General features: G+C 73.0%; 14 protein-coding genes. 11 read left to right on the forward strand and 3 right to left on the reverse strand.

Annotated features, from left to right (window positions below; genetic code table 11):
- The first annotated feature begins 62 nt into the window (after nucleotides 1-62).
- From ACFV46_RS08675 to ACFV46_RS08690, 4 genes are all read left to right on the forward strand, one after another.
- Complete coding sequence (locus ACFV46_RS08675; protein ID WP_385497529.1) at nucleotides 63-671, forward strand: class I SAM-dependent methyltransferase; 609 nt, start codon at nucleotides 63-65, stop codon at nucleotides 669-671.
- A gap of 227 nt (nucleotides 672-898) precedes the next feature.
- A complete protein-coding gene (locus tag ACFV46_RS08680; RefSeq protein WP_283289516.1) occupies nucleotides 899-1,195 on the forward strand; it encodes a hypothetical protein in 297 nt (98 codons plus the stop codon).
- A 147-nt stretch (nucleotides 1,196-1,342) separates the two neighbouring features.
- Entirely contained in the window at nucleotides 1,343-2,212 is an 870-nt protein-coding gene (locus ACFV46_RS08685; RefSeq protein WP_385497531.1) for a hypothetical protein, read from the forward strand.
- 241 nt (nucleotides 2,213-2,453) lie between these two features.
- Nucleotides 2,454-3,821 (forward strand): tannase/feruloyl esterase family alpha/beta hydrolase, encoded by a 1,368-nt coding sequence (locus tag ACFV46_RS08690; protein WP_385497532.1) that lies wholly within the window; start codon nucleotides 2,454-2,456, stop codon nucleotides 3,819-3,821.
- A gap of 31 nt (nucleotides 3,822-3,852) precedes the next feature.
- On the opposite strand, the gene ACFV46_RS08695 is transcribed toward ACFV46_RS08690, so the two are convergent.
- On the reverse strand, nucleotides 3,853-4,035 hold the full coding sequence (locus ACFV46_RS08695) for a hypothetical protein (protein WP_053751218.1): 183 nt from the start codon (nucleotides 4,033-4,035) through the stop codon (nucleotides 3,853-3,855).
- Nucleotides 4,036-4,272: 237 nt separating this feature from the next.
- Between ACFV46_RS08695 and ACFV46_RS08700 the strand changes: the two genes are divergently transcribed.
- Nucleotides 4,273-7,161 carry an SNF2-related protein gene (locus ACFV46_RS08700; RefSeq protein ID WP_385497534.1) on the forward strand — a complete coding sequence of 963 codons (2,889 nt, stop codon included), beginning with the start codon at nucleotides 4,273-4,275 and terminating at the stop codon, nucleotides 7,159-7,161.
- Nucleotides 7,158-8,495, forward strand: coding sequence for an SWF or SNF family helicase (locus ACFV46_RS08705; protein ID WP_385497536.1), 1,338 nt, complete (start codon nucleotides 7,158-7,160; stop codon nucleotides 8,493-8,495). Before ACFV46_RS08700 ends, ACFV46_RS08705 begins: the two co-directional genes overlap by 4 nt.
- Here the strand turns inward: ACFV46_RS08705 and ACFV46_RS08710 are convergent, their stop codons facing one another.
- Together ACFV46_RS08710 and xylA are read right to left on the reverse strand one after the other, a co-directional pair.
- Nucleotides 8,496-8,954 (reverse strand): hypothetical protein, encoded by a 459-nt coding sequence (locus tag ACFV46_RS08710; RefSeq protein ID WP_385497537.1) that lies wholly within the window; start codon nucleotides 8,952-8,954, stop codon nucleotides 8,496-8,498.
- Nucleotides 8,955-9,138: 184 nt separating this feature from the next.
- Nucleotides 9,139-10,305, reverse strand: a complete 1,167-nt coding sequence (gene xylA, locus ACFV46_RS08715) for a xylose isomerase (RefSeq protein WP_283289524.1) — start codon at nucleotides 10,303-10,305, stop codon at nucleotides 9,139-9,141.
- A gap of 203 nt (nucleotides 10,306-10,508) precedes the next feature.
- Here xylA and xylB point away from each other — a divergent pair, with 203 nt between their 5' ends.
- The 5 genes from xylB to adh all read left to right on the forward strand — a co-directional run bounded on the left by xylB (nucleotide 10,509) and on the right by adh (nucleotide 17,043).
- A complete protein-coding gene (gene xylB / locus ACFV46_RS08720; RefSeq protein ID WP_376728476.1) occupies nucleotides 10,509-11,954 on the forward strand; it encodes a xylulokinase in 1,446 nt (481 codons plus the stop codon).
- A 13-nt stretch (nucleotides 11,955-11,967) separates the two neighbouring features.
- Nucleotides 11,968-13,176 (forward strand): ROK family transcriptional regulator, encoded by a 1,209-nt coding sequence (locus tag ACFV46_RS08725; protein WP_361930409.1) that lies wholly within the window; start codon nucleotides 11,968-11,970, stop codon nucleotides 13,174-13,176.
- A 232-nt stretch (nucleotides 13,177-13,408) separates the two neighbouring features.
- Nucleotides 13,409-14,008: an N-acetylmuramoyl-L-alanine amidase gene (locus ACFV46_RS08730; RefSeq protein WP_361930412.1), complete on the forward strand. Its 600-nt coding sequence runs from the start codon at nucleotides 13,409-13,411 to the stop codon at nucleotides 14,006-14,008.
- A 97-nt stretch (nucleotides 14,009-14,105) separates the two neighbouring features.
- Nucleotides 14,106-15,407 (forward strand): GAF domain-containing protein, encoded by a 1,302-nt coding sequence (locus tag ACFV46_RS08735; RefSeq protein WP_385497664.1) that lies wholly within the window; start codon nucleotides 14,106-14,108, stop codon nucleotides 15,405-15,407.
- Between the two features lie 112 nt (nucleotides 15,408-15,519).
- Nucleotides 15,520-17,043, forward strand: a complete 1,524-nt coding sequence (gene adh / locus ACFV46_RS08740) for an aldehyde dehydrogenase (RefSeq protein WP_361930414.1) — start codon at nucleotides 15,520-15,522, stop codon at nucleotides 17,041-17,043.
- The last annotated feature ends 4 nt before the right edge of the window (nucleotides 17,044-17,047 follow it).

Raw genomic sequence — 17,047 nt, forward strand, 5'->3', positions numbered from 1 at the left:
CGGAACGACCACATGAGGTTCGAACGTGTGCACAGCCGCGTCATCCGTGCCGGTGAGGAATCATGCGGTGCATGAGCGACGACCACACACACGTGCAGGAGTTCTTCACCGCCCGCGCCGACGGCTGGGACAGCCGGTTCCCGGACGACGGCCCCGCCTACGCGGCGGCCGTCGCCGAGTTGGGACTGCGCGACGGAGATCGGGTGCTCGACGCGGGCTGCGGCACCGGGCGCGCGCTGCCGCCCCTGCGCGCCGCCGTGGGCGCCTCCGGTGTGGTCCTGGGCGTCGATCTCACCCCGGCCATGCTGGAGGCCGCCAGGCGCGCCGGACGTGACCGCGACGGGCGGCTGCTGCTCGCCGACGTGGCCGCCCTGCCGCTGAGGCCGGGGTCGGTGGACGCCGTGTTCGCGGCGGGCCTCATCGCGCACCTGCCACATCCGGCGGAGGACCTGCGCGAGGTGGCCCGGGTCGTGCGGCCCGGCGGCACGCTGGCCCTGTTCCATCCGATCGGCCGGGCGGCGCTGGCGGCCCGGCACGGCCGACAGCTCACCCGGGACGACCTGCGCGCCGAGGCGAACCTTCGGCCGCTCCTGGCCGGCTCCGGGTGGCGCATGACGTCGTACGTCGACGAGGACGACCGCTTCCTGGCCCTGGCGGTACGGACGTCCTGACGTCTCGGGGCCGGCCCGACCATGACGGCCCCGACCCGGAGGCGGCGCCCGGAGGCCGTCGCTGCGGCGAGGCCCCCTTATGCGGCGGCGGCCGCAACTCCTAGCGTGGGATGGGTGGATGAGCGTTCGACGTCCGTCGTCATATTCGCTCATCTCTGCTTCCGTTTCGTCCGCGTTTCGGTTGATCTTGCACGGTCATTCGTCCTACACAGGGGGAAGGTGTCCACATGTGGAGCAGGCTGCGCGAGTCGTGCGCCAGAGTTTTCCGCTCTCTGCGTCTGGAGCAGGACAGCGGCAAGGAGTCCGGCACGCACAATCTGTTCGAGGCCGCAGCCGTGTACGTCTCAGCGCGCGCGGCGGACGACCAGGAGCGGATCGACGAGGCCAGCGGCTGGGTGTCTCCGGAGGCCCTGTCCTTCGGGGTGAGTGAGCTGGCCTGCCGGGCCGTGCTCACGCTGGCCCGCGAGCGCGACGAGTCTCCGCAGGCCGTCGCGCGTGCGCTCCTGGGGCTCCCGACGACGTGACAGAGGCCGCACCATGGGTGCCGTTCGCGGTCGATTTCGCCCCGTGCGGCCGGAAACCTGCAGGCCCGGGGTGTCGCGGAGTCGTGACAAGGGGCTTGCGGGCGCACTAGGGTGCGCGCCGATGGACGAACCGATGGGGAGGCTGGGATGGCCGGGACGGACGAGGAGGCCGTCGCCGCCGCGGACGATGCGCTCTATGTGCTCACGGCGGTGCTGCTGACGCCGGCGAAGTTCCCGAGCGTGCTGGGCGACGACTATCCGGAGGCCTGCGCGGCGCTCGGACTCGCGCCGCTCGCGGAGGGCTACGGCCTGGTGCTCGGCCAGGACGGCGAGGGCGCGCGGTGGACGGTGGTCATCGATGACGTCTCCCTGGTGGCCGTGGCCATCGCGTCCTGGGACTGCGGGATGGAGTACGACCTGTCGCCTGACGAGCGCACGGTCGTGGCCGCCCTTCCCGGCTGGCCGCTCGCCGTCGCCGTCGCCGCCCCCAACGTGCCCGCGCCGCACGACCCGGACCCCGAGATCGCGGACGGCCCACCGCTGACGCCGCCGGACACGAGCGTGTGGGGACCGGCCCAGCGGCGGCTGGGCGCCGACGAGATCGCCCTCCAGTGGGCGACGTGGCGCGAGCAGATCGACGACGACGCCTTCGCCCCGGCCGCGACCGTTGCCGCCGTCGAGGCGCCGCAGGAGAGCCAGCAGGCCGAGGACGGCCGGCAGGGCGAGAGCAGGCCCGCCGTGCAGGGAGGCCACAGCGGCATCCGGCGGGTGCTGGCCGAGGCGCGCGCGTACGTGGACTCCCCGCCTCCGCTGGGCCGCGTCCGCTCGTCCTTCGCCTCCGGTGACGCGCGCACCCTGCGGGCGGACGGCCCCGGCTGGTCCCTCGTCGCCCGGACGGACGACATCGCCTTCGTGCTGCTGGACGACGAGCCGGGCGAGGTCCTGCCGGTGGGCCGCGGACCCGAGCTGCCGGGGCTGCTTGAGGCGCTCGACAAGATGGCGGTCCGCCCCAGCTGAGCCCGCTGACGACGCCTGGCGCTTCCGTAGGCGGGGTGTCATGCGTCCGCGCGTGATGCGGCCGGTGGCGTGCGCCCGTCGGCTTCGGCCACGACCGGGCCCTTGGTGTGGGGACCCATACGGCAGCGGTGTTCCATGTGGTGCCGGCCCATGGATGAGGCGGAGCCAGGACCGCACGATGGGGCAGCCCTCGAGGCTCGTTTCCCTCATGTGCTCGTCCCCTTCCGCCAGGAGTGCTGTCATGCGCCTGTCCAGAGCCGTTCCGTTTCTCGCCGCCACCCTGCTGGCCGCGTCCCTCGGTGGGCCCGCCCCCGCCTCGGCCGCGACGGGGGGCGAGCGGCACTGCGCCCGCCAGGACCGTGTGCGGGTACCGGGTGCCGCCTTCCAGCAGACCGCGTGCCTCGACGATCTGACGACGACGGGCCTCGCCGGTACGCCGTACACCGACATGACCGACCAGGCCGGGCTGACGGCCCGCGACACCCGGACACCGTCGGGGATCCCCGGAATCCAGATCGACGGCTACTTCCCGGACAACTCCCGCTTCAACGCCACGCACGGCTGGAACCATGACGCGCAGTTCGTGATCCGGATGCCCGACCGGTGGAACGGCGGTCTCGTGGTGACCGGGGCGCCGGGGACCCGTAAGCAGTACGCGACGGACACGGCGATCTCCGATCAGGTGCTGGCGCGGGGATACGCCTACGCGGCGACCGACAAGGGCAACAGCGGCGCCGACTTCTACCGCGACGGCCGGCGGCCCGGCGACGCCGTCGCCGAGTGGAACCGGCGCACCACCGAACTGACGCGGGCCGCACGCAAGGCCGTGGCCCAGCGGTACGGCCACGCTCCCCGCCGGACGTACATGACCGGCATCTCCAACGGCGGGTACCTCACCCGGTGGCAGCTGGAGAACCACCCCGAGCTCTACGACGGCGGCGTGGACTGGGAGGGCGCGCTGTGGACGGCGCACGGACCCAGTCTCCTCACCTCCCTGCCGACCGCCGTGGCACGCATGCTCGGCTCCGCACGCGACGAGGACCTGTACGCGGCCGGTTTCGCCCGCGGCTCCGAGTTCCTGTGGCCCTATCACGAACGGGCGTACTGGGGTATCACGCAGAAGATCTACCGCGCCGAGTTCGACCCCACCTACGATCCCGCCTGCCCGGGAACCTCGGCCGGCGGCACCGTCGAGGAGATCCTGGCGCCCTGCGCCTCCGACGCCGCCTACGACTACGCCTCCCGGCCCGCCTCCGTGCATCGCGCCGTGGCCCGCGTCGCCCTGACCGGACGCATCGGCCGCCCCCTGATCACCCTGCACGGCGATCTGGACACCCTGCTGCCGAAGGCCGCCGACTCCGACGTGTACGCGCGCATGGTCGACGGGAGCGGACGAGGCCGGCTGCACAGCTATGTCACCGTCGTCGGCGGCACGCATGTCGACGGCCTGTACGACACCTATCCGGACCGGCTCCGGCCGATCCTGCCCTGCTATCGGTCCGCCTTCGACGAGCTCGTCTCGTGGGTGGAGCGAGGCGTGCGTCCGCCTGCGGACCGGACGGTCGGGAGGCCCGCGGACGGTGACGTGGTCAACTCCTGCGCGCTGTAGACGCCTGGCCCGCTGCCCGCGGGGGGGCCGGTCAGCGACCGAGCTCCTTGCGGGTGGCGCGGCGCAGCCTGCGCCGCTGCGACGGGTCGAGCGTGAGGTAGGCGGCGGCCGGGACTCCCAGCACTATCAGGAGTGCCGCCCACCAGGGCAGCCAGATCAGCAGGATGAGGCCGACCGCCACTCCACCCGCGGCGATCTTCGCGTTCTTCGACATGTGCGTCGCCTCCTTCGCGGCCACTGCCGCTCTCTGCCCTGAGAACGGGTCCGTGCGTCCGGCAGTTCCGCACCGCGCCCCTGAGACGACCCTGAGGTACGACCCCTAATGGTCGCGGGACCGGGTGGTCGAACTGGTGACCTGGGTCACAACCTGACCGTACCCACTGTGCGCACGGATGGTGTACTCTCGGCGACTCGTCTTCGAGTAGTCAAATTTGAGGAGTGCTGCTCCGTCGTGCCGAGGCTTCCCGAGGCAAAGGCAACGTCATCCCACCTCCCCGACCCGTCGTCCGACCTCCCCGACCCGTCGTCCTGCCACGTCGTCTTCCTTCCGGGCGATCCCGCCCGCACCGGCCGCGTCGCCATCTGGCGGACCGACGGCGGTGCCGTACCCCGTCTCCCCCACGGCAGCGTCGAGGAGCTGTCAGTCGTCGTGCCCGGTGAGCACGGCGTGGTGCCGGCGAAGGTGCCGGCGCTGCTGCTCCCCGTCCGTGCCGCGCTGCCCGTGCTCGCACGCGCGCGTACGTCGCCGCAGGCCGACCGGGCCGCAGTGTTCTGGGGCGCGGCGACCGTCCTGGCCCTGCACATCGTGGCCCGCGGTCTGCTGCTGCCCGGTCTCTCGGCCGAGGACCACGACGCCTGGCGAGCAGGTCCGCTGCGCCCTGAGGACGTCGAGCGCGTTCGCAGCCTCGCCGCCGCGATGCCGCCCGAGGCGCACGCGGTGCCGCTGCCCGGCGAGGAACCGCCGAGGCTGCCGGACCCCGAGCAACTGGTCCGGGCCTTCCTGGACGCGGTCGCCGACGCACTGCCACGCTCCCCCGCGGCGCCACTCGTCACGGGCGGGCCCGCCTACGCGGCCATGTCACCACAGCACCTGCCGCGGCTGCGCGCCTGGGCCGCCGACGTCGCCGCCGGCCACGACGCGGGCGTACGGCTCTCCGTGCGGGTGGAGTTCACCGGTGCCGAAGGGACCGACAGCGCGGCCGAGGACTCCCCGGCGCCGTCGTTCCGAGCCGTCCTCCAGGTGCACAGCGTGAGCGACCCGACGCTGGTCGCGGACGCGGTGGACGTGTGGAGCGGGTCCGGTGCGTTCGAGCCCCGCGCGCGGATGGACATCCTGTTGGCGCTGCGCCGCGCCGCCCGGGTCTGGGCTCCCCTGTCGCCGCTGCTGTCCGCGGCCGTACCGAACGCCGTGGACCTCGCCGACGACGAGGTGACGGACCTGATGCGGGACGGCGCCCACCGGCTGTCGGGGATCGGCGTCGAGGTGCACTGGCCGAAGGACCTCGCCCGCGAACTGACCACCGGCGCGGTGATCGGCCCGCCGGACGACGCGGCCGGGCCCGGCTCGCTCACCTCCGGCGCACCGTCGTTCCTGTCCTCCGACGCGCTGCTCTCCTTCGACTGGTCGTTCGCCCTCGGCGACGAGCGACTCACACGCGAGGAACTCGACCGCCTCGCCGAGGCGAACCGTCCTGTCGTGCGCCTGCGCGACCAGTGGGTCCTCGTCGATCCTCTGCAGGTGCGGCGCGCCCACGCGCGCGAGATCCGCGCACTGACGCCCATCGACGCGCTCGGAGCGGCCCTGACCGGATCGATCGAGGTCGACGACCACCAGGTGGAGGTGCGCTCCACGGGCTGGCTGACCGCGCTGCGGGAACGGCTCGCGGACCCCGAAGGACAGGAGCAGGTGGATCAGCCGCCCGCCCTGGCGGCCACGCTCCGGGACTACCAGCGCCGTGGCCTGAGCTGGCTGGCACGCATGACGTCCCTGGGACTCGGTTGCTGTCTGGCGGACGACATGGGTCTGGGCAAGACGATCACGTTGATCGCGCTGCACCTGCACCGGCAGGGCGACCCGGCATCGGCGGGACCGACGCTGGTGGTCTGCCCCGCGTCCCTGATGGGCAACTGGCAGCGGGAGATCGAGAAGTTCGCGCCCGGCACGCGCGTGCGTCGCTTCCACGGCGCGCGGCGCGACCTCGCCTCCGTGACGGACGGCGAGTTCGTACTCACGACGTACGGCACGATGCGTCAGGACGCGCCGAGGCTCGCGGCGCTGCCCTGGGGCATGGTCGTCGCCGACGAGGCCCAGCATGTGAAGAACCCGTACTCGGCGACCGCGCGGGCGCTGCGCTCCATCGGCGCACGCGCGCGCGTGGCGCTCACGGGCACCCCGGTCGAGAACAACCTCTCGGAGCTGTGGGCGATCCTCGACTGGACGACGCCCGGTCTGCTGGGCCGCCTCGGCACGTTCCGCAGACGGTACGCCGACGCGGTCGAGAGTGGTCAGGACCCGGCCACCGGGGAACGTCTCAGCCGCCTGGTGCGGCCCTTCCTGCTGCGCCGCCGCAAGTCCGACCCGGGGATCGCGCCGGAACTCCCGCCGAAGACGGAGACGGACCGCACGGTGTCGCTCACCGTCGAGCAGGCGGGCCTGTACGAGGCCGTGGTCCGGGAGTCCCTCGCGACGATCGCGGGCGCCGACGACATGGCGAGGCGTGGCGCCATCGTGAAGCTGCTGACGGGGCTGAAGCAGATCTGCAACCACCCGGCGCAGTACCTCAAGGAGGAACGGCCGAGGATCGCCGGGCGGTCCGGGAAGCTGGAACTCCTCGACGAGTTGCTGGACACCATCCTCGCGGAGGAGGCGAGCGTGCTGGTCTTCACCCAGTACGTCGGGATGGGGCGCCTGATCGAACGGCACCTGGCGACTCGGGGGATCGCCTCGCGGTTCCTGCACGGCGGTACGCCTCTGCCCGAACGGGAGCGCATGGTGCGGCACTTCCAGGACGGTGATGTGCCGGTCTTCCTGCTGTCGCTGAAGGCCGCCGGCACCGGGTTGCACCTCACGCGCGCGGAGCACGTGGTGCACTACGACCGCTGGTGGAACCCGGCCGTGGAGGCGCAGGCCACCGACCGCGCGTACCGGATCGGCCAGAGCCGGCCGGTCCAGGTGCACCGGCTGATCACGGAGGGCACCATCGAGGACCGCATCGCCGACATGCTCGGCCGCAAACAGGCGCTGGCGGACGCCGTGCTCGGCGGCGGTGAGGCGGCTCTGACGGAGCTGACGGACGCGGAGCTGGCGGATCTGGTGGAACTGCGAGGGGGCACCCGATGACCGGACACGAGGGCCGGACGGCCGGCCACGGCTCCGACGTGGAACGCACCTTCGCCGCGTTCCCTCCCGCGCGTGGGAGGGGCTTCGCCGTCACCTGGTGGGGGCAGGCCTGGCTGACGGCGTTGGAGGAGTCGGCACTCGACCTCCAGCAACTCAAGGCGGGGCGCAGGCTCGCGCGGGCGGGCGCGGTCGGTGCCGTGTCGGTGCGGCCCGGGCGCATCACGGCCGTGGTGCGGGGCCGCGACCGTACGGCGCACCGGGCGGACGTCCTGGTGGAGCCGCTGACGGAGCGCCAGTGGGAGCGTTTCCTGGACATGGCCGTGGAACGGGCGGGGCACGTCGCGGCCCTCCTGGACCGTGAGATGCCCCCCCACCTGGTGGAGGACGCCTCGGTCACGGGGATCGACCTGCTGCCCGGCATGGGCGACCTGGAGCCCGAGTGCGCCTGCGACGCCTGGGACCACTGCGAGCACACGGCAGCCCTGTGCTACCAGGTGGCACGGCTGCTGGACGAGGACCCGTTCGTCCTGTTCCTGATGCGTGGACGCGGTGAAGAAGCCCTCCTGGCCGATCTCCAGGCCCGCGGCGACACGGAGTCCGCCCACGGGGTGCCGGACTCCTCCGCATCCCGCGCGCGGCCAGGGGTGGACGCCGTCGAGGCGTACGCGACCGGCGCCGCCTTGCCGCCGCTGCCCGACCTGCCCGGGTTGCCGGCGGAACCGGGGATGCCGCCCTCACTCGACACCGAGACCGCGCCGGACGAGGACGTCGACCCCGACGCCCTGGAGGCCCTGGCCGCCGCCACCGCCGTCGAGGCGCACCGCCTTCTCGCGGAGGCCCTGCGGGACGCCCCGCGAAACCCGGCAGCCGCCCCGGAGCTGACGCTCCCCCAGGACGCGGTGCGCCTCGCGGCGGGCCCATCGGACGCACACGTGAGCGAGCGGCTGGCCGACGGTTCGGGGCGTGGCCGCGACGGACTGGAGGTGGCCGTACGCGCGTGGCGGCTCGGTGGGGAGTCCGCCCTGTGCGTGCTCGACGAGAAGTGGCGGGTGGAGGGCGAGACACTGGCACGCGCGTGTGCCGCCCTGGAGGCCGCCTGGGACGAGGACGAGCGGCCGCCGCTGCGCCGGGACGGGAACCGGTGGACCGTGGACGGCTCCCCCGGTCAGCTGCGCCTCGGACGGGACGGACGTTGGTGGCCCTACCGGGCGGAGGCGGGCCGATGGGTGCCCGCGGGAGCGCCCGCGCGGGATCCGGCGACGGCACTGGCCGCCGCCGAACCCGGCGGCGTCGGTCCTCAGCCCGACCGCGCGGAGGAGAGCGAGGGCCGCTGACTACGGCAACGCGTCCTCCAGGGACGGCAGAAGCGATTCGAGACCGCTCGGGAACCCGCTCGGCAGGTCGGACGGGAATCCGCTCGGCAGATCGGTCGGGAACCCTGACGGGAGTGAGGTCGGCAGCTCGCTGGGCAACCGGCTGGGCAACTCGCTCGGGATGCTGAGGGACGGCCTTGGCGAAGGGCTCGAGTCGGTGCCGGACGGCGAGCCGTCGTCGGGGGCGTCGTCACCGTTCCCGCTGACCAGCAGGACGGCCGCCACCACGGCGGCGACGGCGACCACGGCGACGAGCAGGACGACGAGCGGGTTGCGGCGGCGCCCGGGGCCTCCGCCGCCGTACGGGGGCGGGCCTGCGCTGCCGTAGCCGTAGCCGTCGGCGGGCGGGCCGAAGCCGCCCGGTGGTGTGTGACCCGGGGGCGGTCCTGGCGGCTGAGGCGGTACGGGCGGCGTGGCCATACCGTCAAGGGTGGCAACCCCGCCGCTGATCCGCGACCCCTGTACGGGAGTTGGGACGGCTCCGCGCCACGGATCTCACGGTTCCGGAACATTCCGGTCGGTTCCCGACGCGTCCGGACGGCCGCCCCGGCATCGCGTGTGCACCGCCCGTCGGGGGACGGGCGGTGCACACACGCGCGTGGCGTCAGCCGCGGGCGCCCAGCAGGTGGTCCATCGCGAGCTGGTCGAGGCGCTCGAACGCCATCCCGCGCGCGGCGGCCGCGTCGACGTCGAACTCCTCGAAGGCCGAGCGGTCGGCGAGCAGGCCCTTGACGCCGTCCGCCGCGGTCGGCTGGGCGAGCTCGTCCAGGCGGGCGGCGCGCAGGGCCTCCTGGACCTCCGGGTCGGCACGGAAGGCCGTGGCGCGCTCCTTGAGGATCAGGTAGTTGCGCATGCAGCCCGCCGCCGACTCCCACACGCCGTCGAAGTCCTCGGTCCGCGGCGGCTTGAAGTCGAAGTGCCGGGGACCGGTGTACCCGGCGCTCTCCAGAAGGTCGACCAGCCAGAAGGCGGAACGCAGGTCGCCGGCGCCGAAGCGCAGGTCCTGGTCGTACTTGATGCCGGACTGGCCGTTGAGGTCGATGTGGAACAGCTTGCCCGCCCACAGCGCCTGGGCGATGCCGTGCGGGAAGTTGAGTCCGGCCATCTGCTCGTGGCCGACCTCGGGGTTGACGCCGTACAGCTCGGGACGCTCGAGGCGCTCGATGAACGCCAGCGCGTGGCCGACGGTGGGGAGGAGGATGTCGCCGCGCGGCTCGTTCGGCTTGGGCTCGATCGCGAACTTGATGTCGTAGCCCTGGGAGGTGACGTACTCGCCGAGGAGGTCGAACGCCTCCTTCATGCGGTCGAGCGCGTTCCGCACGTCCTTGGCGCCACCGGACTCGGCGCCCTCGCGGCCACCCCAGGCGACGTAGGTCTCGGCGCCGAGCTCCACGGCCAGGTCGATGTTGCGGATCGTCTTGCGGAGGGCGTAGCGGCGCACGTCACGGTCGTTGGCCGTGAAGCCGCCGTCCTTGAAGACGGGGTGGGTGAAGAGGTTGGTCGTCGCCATGGGCACCTTCATGCCGGTGGCGTCGAGGGCCTCGCGGAAGCGCTTGATGTGCGCCTCGCGCTCGGTGTCCGAGGACCCGAAGGGGATCAGGTCGTCGTCGTGGAAGGTGACGCCGTGGGCGCCGAGCTCGGCCAGGCGCTGCACCGTCTCGACCGGGTCGAGGGCGCTGCGGGTGGCGTCGCCGAACGGGTCCCGTCCCTGCCAGCCGACGGTCCACAAACCGAAGGTGAACCTGTCCTCGGGGGTGGGCTGGTAGCTCATGACGCGGCTCCTTGCTTACTGACGACTGCTTGAACGACTCGCTACGACTATTTCGTCATGGCGGTTTACAAATTAGTATGCCAACGCGTCCCTGGGAAGGGACACGATGTCCCCGAAAGGGCCGGAGCCGGGTCGCCACGCGCCGGACGGCCATAGAACAGCAGGTCAGAGAGCCGCAGAGCCGCGGAAAAAGGGAGAACCCGATGTCAGCAGCCGAGGGTCCGCTCGTCGTCGGCGTGGACACGTCCACCCAGTCCACCAAGGCGCTGGTCGTCGACGTGTCGACCGGGCGGGTCGTCGCGAGCGGCCAGGCGCCGCACACCGTCACCTCGGGTGGGGCCCGCGAAAGCGACCCCCGCCAGTGGTACGACGCGCTGTGCGAGGCGCTGCGTCAGTGCGGCGAGCCCGCGCGCGAGGCGGCCGCCGTGTCGATCGGCGGGCAGCAGCACGGCCTGGTCACGCTGGACGAGCGGGGCGAGCCGGTGCGTCCGGCCCTGCTGTGGAACGACGTGCGCTCGGCGCCGCAGGCCGAGCGCCTGACGGAGGAACTGGGCGGCGCGAAGGTGTGGGCGGAGCGGACGGGCTCCGTCCCGACGGCCTCGTTCACGGTGACGAAGTGGGCGTGGCTCGCCGAGCACGAGCCCGAGTCGGTGCGGGCCACCCGGGCCGTGCGCCTCCCCCACGACTACCTGACCGAGCGCCTGACCGGTCAGGGCACCACGGACCGGGGCGATGTCTCCGGCACGGGCTGGTGGGCGTCGGGGACGGAGACGTACGACGCCCAGATCCTGGAGCACGTCGGGCTGGACCCGGCGCTGCTCCCGCGTGTGGTGCGGCCCGGCGAGGTCGCGGGCACCGTGCGCGACAGCCACGACCTGCCGTTCTCCAAGGGCACCCTGGTGGCGCCCGGCACCGGTGACAACGCGGCGGCGGCGCTGGGCCTCGGCCTGCTCCCCGGTGCTCCGGTCCTGAGCCTCGGCACGTCGGGCACCGTGTACGCCGTGTCGCGGCGGCGCCCGGCGGACCCGACCGGCACCGTGGCGGGCTTCGCCGACGCGCACGGGGACTGGCTGCCGCTGGCCTGCACGCTGAACTGCACGCTCGCCGTCGACAAGCTCGCCGCCCTGCTGGGCCGCGACCGGGAAGCCGTGGAGCCGGTCTCGGGTCTGACCTTCCTGCCCTTCCTGGACGGCGAACGCACGCCGAACCTGCCGCACGCGTCGGGCGTGCTGCACGGCCTGCGCCACGACACGACCGGCGGCCAGCTCCTCCAGGCCGCCTACGACGGTGCCGTGCACGCGCTGCTGGGCGCCCTGGACCTGGTGCTGGACGAGGACGCGGACCGTTCGGCGCCGCTGCTGCTGATCGGCGGGGGCGCCCGGGGCACGGCCTGGCAGCAGACCGTGCGCCGGCTGTCGGGACGCCCGGTCCAGGTACCCGAGGCCAAGGAACTGGTCGCACTGGGTGCCGCCGCCCAGGCCGCCGGACTGCTGACCGGCGAGGACCCGGCCGCGGTCGCCCGGCGCTGGAACACCGCGCGCGGGCCGGTGCTGGACGCCGTGGAGCGGGACGACGAGACGCTGGCCCGGATCAGCGGGGTACTCTCCGACGCGGCCCCGCTGCTGGAGCGGAGCCCCGAGGCGCACTGAGGAAGACGGAGGCATGACCGCACCGCTGCACGAGGTCCAGCCGGCGGGTGCCGGGCGCGCGCTGCCCGACACCCAGCAGGGCATGCGCCGCCGCAATCTCGCCCGGGTGATGCACACGGTCAGCGCCGACGGGCCGCTCTCGCGTGCGGCCGTGGCCTCCCGTATCGGGCTGACCCGCGCGGCGGTGTCCACGCTGGTCGACGAGCTGATCCGCTCGGGCCTGCTGGAGGAGCTGGGCCCCGAGCGGCCCGGCCGGGTCGGCCGTCCCGGATCGGCCCTCGCGGTCAGCGCGCACGGGCCGGCCGGGATCGGTGCGGAGATCGGCGTGGACCATCTCGCCGTGTGCGCCGTCGATCTGCGCGGCGAAGTGCGGGCCCGGGCCGTGCGCCACGGCACGAACCGGGGCCGGGCCGCCGAGCCGGTGCTCGCCGAACTCGGCGGGCTCGTCGGCCAGGTCGTCGCGGAGGCGGGCAGCGAGGGGCTGTGGCCGGCGGGGCTGGCCGTGGCCGTGCCGGGTCTGGTGGCCCGCGACGCCCGGACGGTCGTCCGCGCCCCCAACCTCGACTGGCGGGACACCGACCTGGGCGAGCTGCTCGCCACCGACCTCCCCCTCACCGTGGGCAACGAGGCCAACTTCGGTGCTCTCGCCGAACTGTGGCTGGGTGACGGCACACCGCAGGACTTCCTGCACGTGTCGGCGGAGATCGGTATCGGTGCCGCCGTCGTCGTGGACGGATCACTGCTGCACGGGACCCGCGGATTCGCGGGCGAGCTCGGGCACATGCCCGTCCAGCCCGAAGGACCCGTGTGCCCGTGCGGGGGCCGCGGCTGCCTCGAGCAGTACGCGGGCGAGGAGGCGGTGCTGCGCGCGGCCGGGCTGGAGCCGGGCGAGGACCGGGTCGGGCTGCTGGCGGAGCGGGCGGCCGACGGGGACGAGGACGTACGAGGCGCGCTGCGCGAGGCGGGCACCGCGCTCGGCATCGCGCTGACGGGCGCGGTCAATCTGCTCGACCCCCGCACGGTGGTGCTCGGCGGCGCCCTGGCCGGGCTCGCGCCATGGCTCCTGCCGTCGCTGGAGTCGGAACTGGACCGGCGGACCGCGGGCCCGGCCTGCCCCGTGTCCGTGTCCCGGCTCGGTTCCGAAGGGCCTCTGCTGGGGGCCGCGCACGCGGTCGTGCGGGCGGTGCTGGACGACCCCGCCTCGGTGGCGCAGCGGGCCTGATGTCGGCTCGGTCGGAGCGACTTCACTCACATGAGTGAGCGAGTTGTCCACAACTCCCGGGCCCTCCACGGAAATTCGTCCGGCCCGTCTGCCTGCCGATTCGGGGCGTACCTTGATTCACACGCCGTCCGCGCCGACCCGGCCCCTGGTCCCGGCCGGCGTGGGGCCTCGGCCCCTTCCGTAGGTCCAGCACTCTCACCAGGTTCAGGTACTCCGAAAGGCGGTTCACGTCGTGGAGCGCGTACGCACCCACCTCAGCAGACGCCGCGTCCTGCAGGGGACCGCACTCGCCGCCGTCCCGTACGCCCTGCTCCCCGAGCAGCGGGCCGGAGCGCATGTTCCCGGACCGGACCAGCCGTCCGCCGAGTGGCGGCCAGCCGGCAGGAGTTGCTACTCCGCCGCGCACCCGGGGACGCTCCGCACGGTGGACCGGGTGATCATCCACATGACACAGACCATGTACCGAAAGACCCTGTTCCTCTTCGAGGAAGGACGGAAGAAAGTATCCGCGCACTATGTCGTCCGGTCCGCCGACGGGCACACCTCGCAGTGTGTCCGCGAGTCCGACATCGCCTGGCACGCGGGCAATTGGGAGTACAACGAGCGCAGTATCGGAATCGAGCACGAGGGCTGGGTGGACGAGCCGTCCTACCTCACCGACGTCATGTACGAGACCTCCGCCCGGCTCACCGCCGCGATCTGCGCCCGGCACGGGATACCCAGGGACCGCACGCACATCATCGGGCACCACGAGGTGCCCGGCAGCGACCACACCGATCCCGGGCCGCACTGGGACTGGGCACGGTACATACGGCTGGTCCAGGCCGTCTGAGGGTTCGTACGGCCGCGCCGCCGGGACATCGTTCGAGTGAGCGCCGTCGAAGAGGTTGTCGGCACGCCTACCCGGCATGACGATGTCCCCAGCCGCAATGCCGTCCGGGGAGGCCGAAGTGTCCGATCCGTGGGTGGCCCTGGAGCCGGGGACCGACCCTGCCGAACATGTCCGGGTACTGCGTCGTGCCCATGAGACCTTCACCGCGGTGGGCACCGTGCCCAGGCCCGTGCGTGCCGTGGTGGCGGACTCGTGGCGGCGTTCCGCGCGGGCCGGAGTCGGACCGGACGGCACGGCGAGCGTGGAGCTGGCGGACGGCGACCTCGGCGCCTACCGGGCGGAGCATCCGCTGGCACGGGTGATGCCGCTGTTCCGGGAGCTGATGGGCACGTTCGCCGCCGACGGCGAGCATCTGCTCGCGGTGTGCGACGCGCACGGCCGGCTGCTGTGGGTGGAGGGGCATCCGGCGACCCGGCGCAAGGCGGACCGCATGAACTTCGTGCCGGGTGCGCGCTGGGCGGAGACCGCCGTGGGGACGAACGCGCCGGGGACGGCGGTCGCCGTCGACCGTCCGGTGCAGGTGTTCGCGGCGGAGCACTTCATCCGCCGGGTGCAGCCCTGGACCTGTGCGGCGGCGCCCGTGCACGATCCGCGGACCGGGCGGGTCCTCGGCGCGGTGGACATCACCGGCGGAGACGGGCTCGCGCATCCGCACAGTCTCGGGTTCGTGCAGGCGGTCGCGCGGGCGGCGGAGTCGCATCTGGCGCTGCTGGTTCCTCAGGACGACCCGGTCGGCGGCGCACCCGAGCTGACGGCGCTGGGCCGGGACGAGGCACACCTCCTCGTCGGCGGCCGCAGGATCAGGCTGAGCCGGCGGCACAGCGAGATCCTGGTGCTGCTGGCACGGCACCCGGAGGGGCTGACCGGCGACGAGCTGCTGTGCGCCCTGTACGAGGACGAGTCGGTGACGCCGGTGACCCTTCGAGCCGAACTGGCCCGGCTGCGCCGGACATTGGGGCCGTCGCTGCTCGGTTCGCGGCCCTACCGGCTGATGGTGCCGGTGGAGTCGGACGTGGCGGTCGTCGAACGGCGTCTGGAGGCGGGCGCGGTCACCGCCGCGGCGACGGCGTACGCCGGTCCGCTGCTGCCGGGCTCGCAGGCACCGGCGGTGGTACGGCTCCGGCGCCGGCTGGCCGACGGTCTGCGCACGGCGTTGATCGCCCGCCGCGACCCGGACCTGCTGGCGGACTGGGCCCACGCGCCGTGGGGCGAGGACGACCTGGACGTGTGGCGGGCGCTCGCGGCGGTCCGGCCGACGCCGGCCGTACGGTCGCGGCTGGCCGCGCTGGAGCACGAACTGGCCGCCGGGCCGGGCCGGGAGCACCGTTCGCCGTGGTGAGCGGCGCCCTGGGCGCGGCAGGGCACGCAACCTGGTTGCAACCTCGCCGCTCCTAGCCTCGCGGTGCGAGCTGCCCGACGGCGGGCAGCGGTTCTTCGGGAGGCAGAGCAAGATGACCCGTTACGCGGCGCCCGGCACCGACGGCGCGATCGTCTCCTACCAGGCGCGTTACGACCACTTCATCGGCGGTGAGTACGTGCCGCCGAGCCGGGGGCAGTACTTCGAGAACCCGTCGCCGGTGACCGGTCAGCCGTTCACCGAGATCGCGCGGGGCACGGCGGAGGACGTGGAGCGGGCCCTCGACGCGGCGCACGCGGCCGCTCCGGCGTGGGGCCGTACCTCGGTCGCCGAGCGGGCCGGGATCCTGCTGAAGATCGCCGATCGCATGGAGGCCAACCTGGAGCGGCTGGCCGTCGCCGAGAGCTGGGAGAACGGCAAGCCGGTACGGGAGACGCTGGCGGCCGACATCCCGCTGGCCATCGACCACTTCCGTTACTTCGCGGGCACGATCCGGGCGCAGGAGGGCACGCTCGGCGAGGTGGACGACGACACGGTGGCGTACCACTTCCACGAGCCGCTGGGCGTGGTCGCGCAGATCATCCCGTGGAACTTCCCGATCCTGATGGCCACCTGGAAGCTGGCGCCGGCGCTGGCGGCGGGCAACGCGGTGGTGCTCAAGCCGGCCGAGCAGACCCCGGCGTCCATCCACTACTGGCTGAGCCTGGTCGCCGATCTGCTGCCGCCGGGCGTGTTGAACATCGTCAACGGCTTCGGCGTGGAGGCGGGCAAGCCGCTGGCGTCCAGCCCCCGGGTGGCCAAGGTGGCGTTCACCGGTGAGACCACCACGGGCCGGCTGATCATGCAGTACGCGTCGGAGAACATCACGCCGGTGACCCTGGAACTCGGCGGCAAGTCCCCGAACATCTTCTTCGACGACGTCTGGTCGGCCGCCGACGACTTCCGGGACAAGGCGCTCGAGGGGTTCACGATGTTCGCCCTCAACCAGGGCGAGGTCTGCACGTGCCCGTCCCGGGCCCTGGTGCAGCGCGGCAGTTACGCGGAGTTCATGGAGGCCGCGGTCGCGCGGACCGAGCAGATCAGGACCGGTCACCCGCTGGACACGGACACGATGATCGGCGCGCAGGCCTCCAACGACCAGTTGGAGAAGATCCTGTCCTACCTCGACATCGGCCGGCAGGAAGGGGCGAAGGTCCTCACGGGCGGGGAACGCCTGGAGCACGAGGGCGAGTTGAAGGGCGGCTACTACGTCCAGCCGACCATCTTCGAGGGTGACAACCGCATGCGGATCTTCCAGGAGGAGATCTTCGGGCCGGTCGTGTCGGTGACGTCCTTCGACGACTTCGACGACGCCATCAAGATCGCCAACGACACGTTGTACGGCCTGGGCGCGGGCGTGTGGACCCGGGACGTCAACACCGCGTACCGCGCGGGCCGGGCCATCCAGGCGGGCCGTGTGTGGACGAACTGCTACCACGCGTATCCGGCACATGCCGCGTTCGGGGGCTACAAGGGCTCCGGGATCGGCCGCGAGACCCACAAGATGATGCTGGAGCACTACCAGCAGACGAAGAACCTCCTGGTGTCGTACTCCCCGAAGAAGCTGGGCTTCTTCTAGACAC

The organism is Streptomyces sp. NPDC059852 (genome assembly GCF_042731455.1).
GTDB lineage: Bacteria > Actinomycetota > Actinomycetes > Streptomycetales > Streptomycetaceae > Streptomyces.